General features: G+C 63.3%; 13 protein-coding genes. 1 reads left to right on the forward strand and 12 read right to left on the reverse strand.

The features are described 5' to 3' along the window. Positions 1–38 precede the first annotated feature (38 nt). The 9 genes from phnD to phnG form a co-directional block, all read right to left on the reverse strand. Entirely contained in the window at positions 39–950 is a 912-nt protein-coding gene (gene phnD, locus B5P46_RS32515) for a phosphonate ABC transporter substrate-binding protein (protein WP_129422304.1), read from the reverse strand. A 73-nt stretch (positions 951–1,023) separates the two neighbouring features. Next, entirely contained in the window at positions 1,024–1,866 is an 843-nt protein-coding gene (phnC, locus tag B5P46_RS32520; RefSeq protein ID WP_129422349.1) for a phosphonate ABC transporter ATP-binding protein, read from the reverse strand. A 116-nt stretch (positions 1,867–1,982) separates the two neighbouring features. Then, entirely contained in the window at positions 1,983–2,600 is a 618-nt protein-coding gene (locus B5P46_RS32525) for a DapH/DapD/GlmU-related protein (protein ID WP_129422305.1), read from the reverse strand. Further along, positions 2,597–3,304, reverse strand: coding sequence for a phosphonate C-P lyase system protein PhnL (gene phnL / locus B5P46_RS32530; RefSeq protein WP_129422306.1), 708 nt, complete (start codon positions 3,302–3,304; stop codon positions 2,597–2,599). The genes B5P46_RS32525 and phnL overlap by 4 nt, the downstream gene beginning before the upstream one ends. A 30-nt stretch (positions 3,305–3,334) precedes the next feature. Further along, positions 3,335–4,111: a phosphonate C-P lyase system protein PhnK gene (gene phnK, locus B5P46_RS32535; RefSeq protein ID WP_003544413.1), complete on the reverse strand. Its 777-nt coding sequence runs from the start codon at positions 4,109–4,111 to the stop codon at positions 3,335–3,337. Beyond that, positions 4,108–4,983 (reverse strand): alpha-D-ribose 1-methylphosphonate 5-phosphate C-P-lyase PhnJ, encoded by an 876-nt coding sequence (locus B5P46_RS32540; RefSeq protein WP_003544415.1) that lies wholly within the window; start codon positions 4,981–4,983, stop codon positions 4,108–4,110. Before B5P46_RS32540 ends, phnK begins: the two co-directional genes overlap by 4 nt. After that, complete coding sequence (locus B5P46_RS32545) at positions 4,980–6,086, reverse strand: carbon-phosphorus lyase complex subunit PhnI (protein ID WP_129422307.1); 1,107 nt, start codon at positions 6,084–6,086, stop codon at positions 4,980–4,982. Before B5P46_RS32545 ends, B5P46_RS32540 begins: the two co-directional genes overlap by 4 nt. A 4-nt stretch (positions 6,087–6,090) precedes the next feature. Continuing rightward, on the reverse strand, positions 6,091–6,699 hold the full coding sequence (gene phnH, locus B5P46_RS32550; RefSeq protein WP_129422308.1) for a phosphonate C-P lyase system protein PhnH: 609 nt from the start codon (positions 6,697–6,699) through the stop codon (positions 6,091–6,093). After that, positions 6,699–7,175 (reverse strand): phosphonate C-P lyase system protein PhnG, encoded by a 477-nt coding sequence (gene phnG, locus B5P46_RS32555; protein WP_129422309.1) that lies wholly within the window; start codon positions 7,173–7,175, stop codon positions 6,699–6,701. The genes phnH and phnG overlap by 1 nt, the downstream gene beginning before the upstream one ends. A 174-nt stretch (positions 7,176–7,349) precedes the next feature. Between phnG and phnF the strand changes: the two genes are divergently transcribed. Continuing rightward, positions 7,350–8,087, forward strand: a complete 738-nt coding sequence (gene phnF, locus B5P46_RS32560) for a phosphonate metabolism transcriptional regulator PhnF (protein ID WP_129422350.1) — start codon at positions 7,350–7,352, stop codon at positions 8,085–8,087. 39 nt (positions 8,088–8,126) lie between these two features. Here phnF and B5P46_RS32565 read toward each other — a convergent pair whose 3' ends face one another. From B5P46_RS32565 to B5P46_RS32575, 3 genes are read right to left on the reverse strand one after another with little or no spacing between them, the layout of a single operon-like run. Continuing rightward, positions 8,127–8,762, reverse strand: coding sequence for a 2,3-bisphosphoglycerate-dependent phosphoglycerate mutase (locus B5P46_RS32565; protein WP_020052380.1), 636 nt, complete (start codon positions 8,760–8,762; stop codon positions 8,127–8,129). Between the two features lie 21 nt (positions 8,763–8,783). Beyond that, on the reverse strand, positions 8,784–9,608 hold the full coding sequence (gene dapB / locus B5P46_RS32570; protein ID WP_129422310.1) for a 4-hydroxy-tetrahydrodipicolinate reductase: 825 nt from the start codon (positions 9,606–9,608) through the stop codon (positions 8,784–8,786). A 15-nt stretch (positions 9,609–9,623) separates the two neighbouring features. Then, the gene (locus tag B5P46_RS32575; protein ID WP_129422311.1) at positions 9,624–11,411 is read right to left on the reverse strand and encodes an ABC transporter ATP-binding protein; all 1,788 of its coding nucleotides are present in this window, start codon (positions 11,409–11,411) and stop codon (positions 9,624–9,626) included. Positions 11,412–11,481: the final 70 nt, after the last annotated feature.

Raw genomic sequence — 11,481 nt, forward strand, 5'->3', positions numbered from 1 at the left:
TCATCATGATGCCGCCGCGAGATTGTTCAGACTGAGGATCAGCCGCCGATAACGGCCTTACGGGCGTCGATGATCGTCTGGTAGAAGCTCTGGTCGACTGGCGCCCAGTCAACGTAGCCGCCGCCCGTGAACGATTCGAAGCAGCTCTTGTCCTTCTTCGGCAGCTCGGCGAAGTAGGCGGTAACCTTCTTCTGGAGGTCGGCCGGCAGCTTCTGGGAAACCATCAGCGGACCGTTCGGGATGAGCGGCGACTTCCAGACTTCGACGATATCGTCCATGTCGAGCAGACCCTTGGTGACCATCTGGTGCAGATTTCCGGAGGTGTAGCCCTGCGCCCAGTCGCCCTGACCGGAACCGAAGGTGGTACCGACGTCGAACTTCTTATCGAGAACGCCGAGAACGAGGTTCTCGTGGCCGCCGCCAAAGCCGGTTTCAGAGAAGTACTGCTTGACTGGAGCACCGGTGTCCTTCGGAAGGGCAACGTTAGGAACAAGGTAGCCGGAGGTAGAGTCCGGATCGGCGAAGCCGAGCTTCTTGCCCTTGGCGTCGGCAAGCGTCTTGATGCCGGAATCCTTGCGGGCAACCATAATCGAGTAGTAGCCGGTCGAACCGTCGGCCTGCTTGGTGGTGAGAACCGGAGTGACGGCGTTCGGATCCTTGATATAGACCGCGGCGTAAGAGGCGGCGCCCATGACGGCGAGGTCGATCGTGCCGCCGAGGAGACCCTGAATGACGCCGTTGTAGTTCGGCGACGGGAAGAGCTGGACTTCGGAGACGCCGGTGGCGGCGATCAGGCCCGGCTTGACGCACTCGGTGCGACGAACCTGGTCGGCTTCGTTTTCACCGCCATCGAGACCGATGCGGAGGACCTTGACGTCCTGGGCAGCGGCATTGCTGGCGAGGGCGGCGACGGCGATGGTTGCCATCAGGATCTTGCGGAATGCAGACATAGAAGTCTCCTTTTGTGACATGGTTTGTTTGTCAGTTAGTTTTCCGACCGTTGTCCCGTCGGCCGGAAACGGGTCAGTGCACGGCGGCGGCTTTGGCCACCATGCCCGATGAGACGTCCTCGGCGCGGCGCTTGGATTCGAGGCTGGTCGAGGTCATCGTTTCGTCGATGCCGGCGCCGTCCTTGCCCGTCCCGTAGATTTCCTTCACCGCTACGGCGGTCAGCTGCGAGGGCTGGCCGTCGAAGACGACGCGGCCGCCGGCCATGCCGACGATGCGCTCACAATAGTTGCGGGCGGTGTCGAGCGTGTGGAGGTTGGTGATGACGGTGATGCCTTCGCGCTCGTTGATGTCGCGCAGCGCATCCATGACGATCTTGGCATTCAGCGGATCGAGCGAGGCGATCGGCTCGTCGGCGAGAACCATCTTCGGGTTCTGCATCAGCGCGCGGGCGATCGCCACGCGCTGCTGCTGGCCGCCGGACAGCGTGCCGGCTGCCTGCAGCGCCGTCTGCTCGATGCCGAGGCGTTCGAGCGCCGCGATGGCATGCACGCGTTCCTCGCGGGTGAAGATGTTGAGCAGGCTCATAAGCGTCGAGCGGTGGTTGAGGCGGCCGAGCATGACATTGGTCAGGACGTCGAGGCGAGGCACAAGGTTGAACTGCTGAAAGATCATCGCGCAATCGCGCTGCCAGTTGCGCAACGCCTGGCCGCGAAGCCCCGAGACCTCGACGCCGGCGAAATGAACGGAGCCGGAGCTCGGCTCCTGAAGGCGGTTGATCATGCGCAGCAGCGTCGACTTGCCGGCGCCGGAGCGGCCGATGATGCCGACCATCTGGCCTTGGGGAATGGCAAGCGTGACGGAATCGACAGCGAGCTTTTTTCCGAAACGACGTGTGACATTCTTCAGCTCGAACATCATGCTCCCCTTATGATCCAGGCCTTGGTCAGCATCGCATTAGTCCCGCTTGATGAACCCCACATGTCATATTTGTGTAAGTCCTGTCACAATTCTCCGCCCTTATAATCGGGGGTTTAGCCGCCGTATCGGGACAGGAAATCTTCCGCGTCAAGGTTGCGGAAATGCTCGAGCGCCTGGCGCAGCCGGTCGTGCTCCCAGTCCCACCAGGAAAGCCTGTCCATCCGTTCGCCGATCTCTTTCGGAAAGCGCTCGCGGATGAGCTTGGCCGGCACGCCGCCGACGATCGTATAAGGCGCAACGTCCTTAGAGACGACGGCGCCGGCGCCGATCACCGCGCCGTTTCCGACGTTGACGCCGGGCAGGATGGTCGCCCCGTGACCGATCCAGACGTCGTTGCCGATCGTCACGCGGTTTGCGCGCCGCCAGGCGAAAAAGTCCGTTTCCATGTCGCCGTCCGGCCAGTAGTCGGCGGCGCGATAGGTGAAATGATGCAGTGTTGCGCGCCAGGTCGGATGGTTGGTGGCGTTGATGCGCACGGCGGCGGCGATATTGACGAATTTGCTGATCGTCGCACACCAGACGGAGCCATCCTGCATGATGTAGGAATAGTCGCCGAAGCTGGCCTCGCTGATGCGGCAGCGTTCCGAGACCTCCGTATAGCGCCCGAAGGTGGATTCGCTGACGGATGCCGTCTCATGAAAGTAGGGCTCGATGCCCAGCTTGCGGCTCATGCAGCGATCTTTCTGGGTGAGAACTGCTGGACGTCGAGAATACGGTCGGCGACGGCTTCGCGCACTTCCTCGTCGTGGAAGATGCCGAGAAGGGCCACACCCGCCTTCTTCTTTTCCGCGATCATGCCGACGACGACGGCACGGTTCCTGGTATCGAGCGAAGCTGTGGGCTCGTCGAGAAGCAGGATCGTGTGCTCGGTGATGAAGCCGCGCGCGATGTTGACGCGTTGCTGCTCGCCGCCGGAGAAGGTGGCGGGCGGAAGCTGCCAGAGCGTTTCCGGCAAATTGAGCCTGGCCAGCAGGGCGCCTGCCTTTTCCCGTGCCGTGACGGCGTCCTCGCCGCGCGCCACCAGCGGCTCGGCCACCACGTCGATCGCCGCGACGCGCGGCACGGTGCGCAGGAACTGGCTGACATAACCGAGTGTATTGCGGCGGACGTTGAGCACAGTGCGCGGATCGGTGGAAGCGAGATCGACGATGCGTCCGTCGTGGCGAATGAGGATCTGGCCGGTGTCGACGGCATAATTGCCGTAGATCATCTTGAGCAGCGAACTCTTTCCAATGCCCGATGGGCCACCGAGCACGACGCATTCGCCTGACGCAACCGAAAAGGCGACATCGGAGACGACCGGCAGCTTGATGCCGTCACGCAGATGCATGGTGAAGCTCTTCGAGACTTCCGAAACGACGAGGGGCGTTGCCATGATTTCTTCTTTCTGGTTTCGGGCCGAGCATTAGACCTGCAGGATCGAGGAGACGAGCAACTGCGTATAGGGTTCGCGCGGATCGTCGAGCACGCGGTCGGTGAGTCCGTGTTCGATGACGTAGCCGTCCTTCATCACCATCATCCGGTGCGAGAGCAGGCGGGCAACGGCGAGATCGTGGGTGACGATGATGGCCGAGAGACCGAGATCGTTGACCAGGCCGCGCACGAGATCGAGCAGCCGCGCCTGCACCGAGACGTCGAGGCCGCCGGTCGGCTCGTCCATGAAGACGAGGCGCGGGCCGGTGACGAGGTTGCGGGCGATCTGCAATCGCTGGCGCATGCCGCCGGAAAAGGCGCGCGGCTGGTCGTCGATGCGGTCGGCGTCGATCTCGACGCGTTCCAGCCAGTCGATCGCCGAAGCGCGGATCTTGCCATAGTGCCGGTCGCCGATCGCCATCAGCCGTTCGCCGACATTGGCGCCGGCTGAGACGGTCATGCGCAGGCCGTCGGCCGGGTTCTGGTGCACGAAGCCCCAGTCGGTGCGCATCAGGAAACGCCGCTCGGCCTCGTTCATGCGGTAGAGATCGCGGTAGCTGCCGTCGCGCATGTGATATTCGACGCTGCCGGTGCTCGGCAACAGCCGGGTGGAGAGGCAGTTGAGCAGCGTTGTCTTGCCGGAGCCGGACTCACCGACGATGGCGAGCACCTCGCCGGGCCAGAGCTCGAAGGAGACGTCGCGGCAGCCGATGCGGTTGCCGTAGAATTTCGAAACGTCGTGGACTTTGAGAAGCGGAGTATCGCTCATTCTGCAGCCTCCCGGGCCAGCATCTCGCCGGCATGTCCGTGCGCGCGGCGGTCTTCGCAATGATCGGTGTCGGAGCAGACGAACATCCGCCCGCCCTTGTCGTCGAGAACCACCTCGTCGAGATAGACATCCTCCGCACCGCAAAGGGCGCAGGGTTTGTCGAAACGCTGGATATCGAAGGGATAATCCTCGAAATCCAGGCTGACCACGTCGGTATAGGGCGGCACCGCATAGATGCGCTTCTCGCGTCCGGCGCCGAAGAGCTGCAGCGCGTCCGACATATGCATCTTCGGATTGTCGAATTTCGGCGTCGGCGACGGGTCCATGACATAACGGCCGTGGACCTTCACCGGATAGGCGTAAGTCCGTGAGATGCGGCCGTTATGGGCGATATCCTCGTAAAGCTTCACATGCATGAGGCCGTATTCTTCGAGCGCATGCATCTTGCGGGTCTCGGTCTCACGCGGCTCGAGGAAACGCAGCGGCTCGGGGATCGGCACCTGGTAGACGAGCACCTGCCCGACCCCGAGCTTTTCTTCGGGAATGCGGTGGCGCGTCTGGATGATCGTCGCATCCTTGGTATGCGTCGTCACCGCGACATTGGCGACCTTCTGGAAGAAGGCGCGGATGGAAACGGCGTTGGTCGTATCGTCGGCACCCTGGTCGATGACCTTCAGCACGTCGTCCGGTCCGATGATCGAGGCCGTCACCTGCACACCGCCAGTGCCCCAGCCATAGGGCATCGGCATTTCGCGCGAGGCGAATGGCACCTGGTAGCCGGGAATGGCGATCGCCTTCAGGATGGCGCGGCGGATCATCCGCTTGGTCTGTTCGTCGAGATAGGCGAAGTTGTAGCTGGCCAGATCGGTCATTCGGCGGCTTCCTTCATGTCTTCGCCACCGTTGCGGGCGGCTTCGAATTCACGGCGCATGCAGCGGACGAGGTCGAGTTCGGCCTGGAAATCCACATAATGCGGAAGCTTCAGGTGCTCGACGAAGCCAGTCGCCTGGACGTTGTCGGAATGCGAGATGACGAATTCCTCGTCCTGTGCCGGCGCGGTGATATCCTCGCCGAGTTCTTCGGCGCGAAGCGCCCGGTCGACCAGCGCCATCGCCATCGCCTTGCGCTCACTCTGGCCGAAGACCAGGCCGTAGCCGCGGGTGAATTGCGGCGGTGCCTTGGCCGAACCCTTGAACTGGTTGACCATCTGGCATTCGGTGATCTGGATCGTGCCGAGCGAGACGGCGAAACCGAGTTCCGGCACATCGAATTCCACCTCGACGTCGCCGATGCGGATTTCACCGGTGAAGGGGTGGTTGCGGCCATAGCCGCGCTGGGTGGAATAACCGAGCGCCAGCAGGAAGCCCTCGTCGCCACGGGCAAGCGCCTGCAGGCGGAGATCGCGGGTCATCGGGAATTCCATCGGCTCGCGGGTCAGGTCGCCGATTTCGTGATCTTCCGGCATGTCGCCGTCGGCCTCGATCAGGCCTTCCTCGCCGAGGATCTCGGAGACGCGCATGACACGGCCGGTCTCGGCTGCGCGCTGAGCGGGTGTCTCGACCGCCTCGTCCGAAAGCAGCGAGGGATCGAGCAGGCGGTGGGTATAGTCGAAGGTGGGCCCAAGAAGCTGGCCGCCCGGCAGATCCTTGTAGGTCGCCGAGATGCGCCGTTCGATCGTCATCTCAGCCGTGTCGAGCGGCTTGGAATAGCCGAAACGCGGCAGCGTCGTGCGGTAGGCGCGCAGCAGGAAGATCGCCTCGATCATGTCGCCCCGCGATTGGCGCACGGCAAGTGCGGCGAGCGTGCGGTCGAAAAGCGAAGCCTCGGCCATGACGCGGTCGACGGCGAGCGCCAGCTGCGCCACGATCTGGTCGATGCCGATCGCCGGCAGCGAACGGTCGCCGCGGCGGCGGTCGGCCAGCAGGCGGTGGGCATTGGCGATGGCAGCCTCGCCACCCTTGACGGCAACATACATGAGCTCAGATCTCCGTTGCTGTGATCTTGGTGGTGCGCGGCAGGCAGAGGAAACGCTTGCCCGCCGTCAGCACGATGTCGACGCCGCGCGGAAAGAGCGCGCGGTTCTCGGTCCAAAGCCGCAGGAAGGTCTCCGGCAGGCCGATAGGCGCCATCTCCGTCACGCTCTGGATGCCGGGACCCATCAGCGCCAGCCTACGGCCGCCCTCGAGTTCGGCGAGTTCGATGATGAGGGTCGTCGAGCGATCGGGATATTCCTGCGTACCTGATGCAAAGAGGCCGAAGGAGGAAAGTGCGGTGCCGGCCTCGGTGAAGGCAAAGCGCGCTTCGGCTTTTTCGCTGGTCAGCGGCGCGCCGGTATGGAAGCCGAGCCACTCGGGCACAGCGGATCTCGCCAGTCCCTGGGAAAGCCAGATGGGCGTGTCGTGGTCGCAAAGCGTCAGCGCGATCGTGCCGGCGGCGATGTCGAGCGGTGCCGGCGGCGCGACGTCGGGCTGAACGGTCTGGATCGTGCCGGGGCGGGCCATGCCGTCCATCAGCATCTTGAAGACGCTTTGGGCGTGGAAGACCGGCTCGGCAAAGCCGCCGGTCAGAGCTTCTGTCTTCAGGCCCATCAATTGTCTCCCCGCACCATGGTGAAGAAATCGACGCGGGTTGCCGCCGTCTCGTCCGCCTTGCGGCGTTCGGCATCGGCGATCCGCTCAGTGATCGGTAAAAGCAGTGCCTGTTCGACCAAATCCTTCGTCGCCTCCTCTTGCCAGAGCGCGTCGAAAATCGCCGCAAGCCGGGCCTTTTCACGGTCGGTGCCGAGCGCCTGTGCATGGCCGACCGAGCCGGAGTCGAGCCGGACCGTGGCCCGCGTCACGGTCACTTCGCCGAGATTGAAGGGAGCTCCGCCGCCGCCGATGCGTCCGCGCACCATCACCAGCCCGGTCTCCGGTCCGCGCACCTGATGGGCCACAGGCTTTTGCGGCAGCGCATCGAAGACTGCCAAGAGTTCGCTGCGCTCCGCGCGCGCCAGCAGATCGGCGGCGCGTTTGCGCCCGGATGCCGTCTGTGACGCAGCGTCTGTCCTGTCCGCTGATATCATCGCCGCTTCCCTTAAAATGTCTATTGATATAGACAACCATACAAGATACACTTAGCTCTAAATCGATGCCGTGACAAGCGTGTGACATCCTACAGCGCCGCGCGTCTTTTCAGACGCGCGGCGCTGTAGCGCTTTGAATTATGCAGAAGGCGTGAAATGGCAGGCAGGGGTGGAATGGCGGGATTGAAGCAGGTGCAAAGGCAAACCGGCGTGGCGCTCTGGCGCCAGATCGCCGATCGGATTCGCGAGGCGATCAGCACCGGAGCCTATGACGAAACGGGAATGGTGCCGCCGGAAACCATGCTGGCGCTGCAATTCGGCGTGAACCGGCATACGGTGCGCAGCGCGCTGGCGGCGCTGGCGCAGGAAGGTATCGTGCGTGCGGTACAAGGTCGCGGCACGCTGATCGAGCGCAAGGAGCGGCTGAATTTCCCGATCACCAGGCGCACGCGTTTCACCGCCGGCATCGGCGATCAGGCGCGTGAAATGCGCGGCCTACTGCTCGATGAGGCGAAGGAGGAGGCGAGTGCCGAGATCGCCCGCTGGCTGGGCCTGAAGCCGGGAGAACAGGTGATCCGCCTGGAAACATTGCGCCAGGCAGACAAGCGGCCGGTTTCAAGGGCGACGAGCTGGTTTCCCGCCAAGCGCTTTGCCGGTATCGGTGAGGCTTACCGGACGGGGGAATCGATCACCAAGGCTTTCGCCGAACTCGGCCTGCCGGACTATGTCCGCGCCACGACCGAGGTGACGGCCGCCCATGCCAGTGCCGCCGATATGGCCGACCTCGAACTCACCCCCGGCGCCATCCTTCTGATCGCCAAGGCGATGAATACCGATCTTGAGGGTATGCCGGTGCAATATTCGATCAGCCGCTTCGCAGCCGACCGGGTACAGTTCACGATCGAGAACTGAGCGCCTTTCCCCGCCGAAGCGGGGAAAGATCAGCTGAGATCAATGTGCGCCCGACATGTCGCCGAGCACTTCCTTGGAAGCGACGGTGGAATCCGCCTTGAGCGTGTAGACCATCGGAACGCCGGTCGCGAGGTTGAGGGCGAGCACACCTTCTTTGCTCAGCTTGTCGAGCACCATCACCAGCGAGCGCAGCGAATTCCCGTGCGCGGCAACCAGCACCTTCTCGCCCCTGAGCACGCGCGGCAGGATTTCGGTGAGGTAGTAGGGCCAGACGCGGGCGCCGGTGTCACGCAGGCTTTCACCGCCGGGAGGCGGCACATCATAGGAGCGGCGCCAGATATGCACCTGTTCCTCGCCCCATTTTGCGCGTGCATCGTCCTTGTTGAGGCCGGAGAGATCGCCGTAGTCGCGCTCGTTCAGCGCCTGGTCGCGGATCGTCAGGAGATCGGGCTGGCCGACCTTGTCGAGAATGAGCTTCAGCGTGTGCTGCGCACGCACCAGCACCGAGGTATAGGCGACGTCGAATTTGATACCGTATTCGGCGAGCGCCGCGCCGCCTGCATTGGCTTCCTGGACGCCGAGCTCGGTCAGATCGGGATCCTTCCAGCCGGTGAAGAGATTCTTCAGGTTCCAGTCACTCTGGCCGTGGCGAACGAGGACGAGGGTACCGCTCATGAATATGCCTCCGTAGTATCGTTATGAGGAAGAGAGCCCGAGCACGTCGAGCATGGAATAGAGACCCGGCTTCTTGTCGCGTGCCCAAAGGGCCGCCTTGATGGCGCCGCGCGCAAAGATCGAGCGGTCGGCCGCACTGTGCGACAGGGTGACGATTTCGCCTTCTCCGGCAAAAAGCACGGAATGCTCGCCGATGACGGAGCCGCCGCGCAGCGTCGCAAAGCCGATCGTGCCCGCTTCGCGGGCGCCGGTATGGCCGTCGCGCACCCGGACCGATTGCGAGGCAAGATCGATGCCGCGCCCCTTTGCCGCGGCCTCGCCGAAGAGAAGGGCAGTGCCGGAAGGCGCATCCACCTTGTGCTTGTGGTGCATTTCCAGGATCTCGATATCCCAGTCGGCCGGATCGAGCGCACGCGCTGCCTGCTCTGCGAGCACGCTGAGCAGATTGACCCCGAGGCTCATATTGCCCGACTTGACGATCCGGGCATGGCGGGCGGCGGCTGCGATCTTCGCGTTGTCCTCTGCCGAGCAGCCCGTCGTGCCGATCACATGAACGATGCGCGCCTGCGCGGCGAGGCCTGAAAATTCCACCGTTGCGGCAGGCGAGGTGAAGTCGAGCACGCCTTCGGCATCGAGAAAAGCGTTGAGCGGATCGTCGCCGATCACGACACCGGTCGGACCGAGACCGGCGATCTCGCCGGCATCCTTGCCGACGAAGGGCGAGCCGGCGCGCTCGACCGCGGCATGCAGTATGACGCCTTCGATCGAATGGATGAGCCGGATCAGCGTCTGCCCCATGCGTCCTGCTGCGCCAACCACCACCAGTTTCATCGCAGCATCGCTCATGTCAGTCTCACCAGGTCAATTTGAATCGGAGGCCGAAGGCCTCTGCAGGTTGTTGAGGCGAGCGTAAAGACCGTCGCTGACCTTCGCAAGCGTCTCGTGATTGCCTTCTTCGACGACGCGGCCCTGCTGCATGACGATGATTTTGTCGGCCCGCACCACGGTCGAAAGCCGGTGGGCGATGACGACGACGGTACGTCCTGTCATCGCTTCGTCGAGCGCCTTCTGCACCGCCGCTTCAGATTCGGTGTCGAGAGCGGAGGTCGCCTCGTCGAGAAGCAGGATCGGTGCATTGCGCACCAGAGCACGCGCGATCGACAGCCGCTGGCGCTGGCCGCCCGAAAGCGTCACGCCGTTTTCGCCGACCGCCGTCTCGTAACCCTGCGGCTGGGCTGAGATGAAGTCATGCGCATAAGCAAGCCGGGCCGCCTCTTCCACCTCGGCATCGGTCGCTTCGGGCCGGCCATAGCGGATATTGTCGCGGATCGTGCCCTCGAACAGATAGGGCTGCTGCGAGACATAGGCGAGCTGCTGGCGCAGCGACTTCTTGGTGATGTGGGCGATGTCCTGTCCGTCGATCAGGATTTCGCCCTCGCGCGGATCGTAGAAGCGCGGAATGAGGCTGATGACGGTGGATTTTCCGGCGCCGGAGGGGCCGACGAGCGCTGTGGTCGCGCCGCCCTCGGCGGTGAAACTGACGCCGCTGAGCACGCTCTCATTGCCGTAGGCGAAGGACACATTGCGGAATTCGATCCTTGCCTGCGTCACCGTCAGCGGTCGGGCATCCGGCAGGTCACGCTGGCGCGGTTCCATGTCGAGCAACTCGTAGATCATCCGCGCATTGACGACGGCGCGCTCCATCTGCACCTGCAGGCGGGCAAGCCGGCGGGCCGGGTCATAGGCAAGCAGCAGCGCCGTGACGAAGGAGAAGAAGGCGCCCGGCGGCACATTGTAGTAGATCGAGCGGTAGGCGGCATAGGCAAGTACGCTGGCGACGGCAAAGCCCGCGAAACTTTCGGTCAGAGGAGAGGTGCGTTCGGAAAGCCGAGCAATCCGGTTCGCCCGGCTTTCGGCGCCCTTGATGAGTTTGTTGACCTTGCGCTCCAGTTCTTCTTCCATCGTGAAGGCTTTCACGATGGCGATGCCCTGGATCGTCTCCTGCATGGCGCCGAGAACGTGGCTGTTCAGATGCACGGCCTCGCGGGTCGCCGAGCGCAGCCGCTTGGAAACATAGCGCAGTGCATAAAGCAGCGGCGGCGCCATGATGAACACGGCAAGGCTGAGCAGCGGATCCTGGATGATCATCACGGCGAGCAGCGAAACGAAGGTCAGCAGGTCGCGCACCGTCGAGGTGATCGTCAGGTTGAGCACGTCGCGGATGCCGCTGACGTTCTGGCTCACCTGCGCGGCAATATGGGCTGAGCGCGCCTCGCTGAAGAAGCCGACCGAAAGCGTCATCAGATGCGCATAGAGCCGGCGCTGGTAACGGGCGACGATATCGTTGCCGACCCTGGAAAGCGCCACCGCCTGGCCATAGCTCGCAAAACCGCGCAGCACGAAGGCGATGAAGATCGAAAGACAGATGATCCAGACGACGTCGGCGCGGCGATTGGCGAAGGCCTCGTCGATGATCGCCCGCATGATCCAGGCGGTGAATGCCGTCGAAAGCGCCACCACGATGAGGCAGGCAATCGCAAAGACATAGCCCCAAAGATGATCGCGGCCGTTTTCAGCGATGATGCGCTTCAGGATACCGGTTACGGTATCGCTGCTGACGCTCTGCGTTCTGCTTTCCGCCGCTTCCAAATAGGGTTTCCTGTCTCGGGCCAAGCGCCCCGTGAGGGCGACACGCACTTTTGCCGGGGTCTATAAAGAG

The sequence above is a fragment of the Rhizobium leguminosarum genome (assembly GCF_004123835.1).
In the GTDB taxonomy this organism is placed as follows: Bacteria; Pseudomonadota; Alphaproteobacteria; order Rhizobiales; family Rhizobiaceae; genus Rhizobium; species Rhizobium leguminosarum_M.